Source organism: Mesorhizobium sp. Arg314 (assembly GCF_053714275.1).
In genome coordinates this window covers 1-605 of sequence record NZ_JBSKBP010000220.1, presented here as the reverse complement: position 1 = coordinate 605, position 605 = coordinate 1, and the positions used below count along the sequence as shown (strand labels likewise).

General features: G+C 65.5%; 1 protein-coding gene. It reads right to left on the bottom strand.

Going from position 1 to position 605, the window contains the following annotated elements:
* Positions 1-605: hypothetical protein (locus ACWGS9_RS35170; RefSeq protein WP_454509476.1), on the bottom strand; the 605-nt coding region annotated here is incomplete at both ends.

The window sequence follows — 605 nt, the reverse complement described above, 5'->3', positions numbered from 1 at the left end:
CCGGCCGCGAAACATGCTCCTGCTCCCCAAACGCCTGCACTGACAAATCCTCACGGGCTTGCGGATACGCCCCCCCGCCTCGGTCTACATCCGACGCCAAATAATGGTCGAGCGCCACCCAGTCGAAGATGTCCCGCGGGTCCTCAATCGCTCCCCAGTCGGCGGCAGCAAATCCAGGAGCGCTATCGGCTTCCATCGGCGTGGCCGGCCGCGAAACATGCTCCTGCTCCCCAAACGCCTGCACTGACAGATGCTCACGGGCTTGCGGATACGCCCCCCCGTCCACGTCCGACACCGGGAAGTGGTCGTCCACCGACAATCCGATCATGCTATCCATGTCCATCGGGTCGGGGAGCGGCGGCGTGAAGCGCGTCAATCCCGGAACCGACGGCTCGCCCTGCAATGGCGCGTCGGCCGATGCCCTCCCCTCGGTGGGAACCTCAGGAGCGCTATCGCCCGGTCCGGCAACGGGTTCGGGGGCATTTTGCTTTTGGAACAAATGCTGCTCCTGCAGCCAGTCCGGCTCCACCGACGGATAGAGGAGGTCGCCCGGATCCTGCTCGTCGTCGTGTGGGTCCTCAATCGCTCCCCAGTCGGCGGCAGCA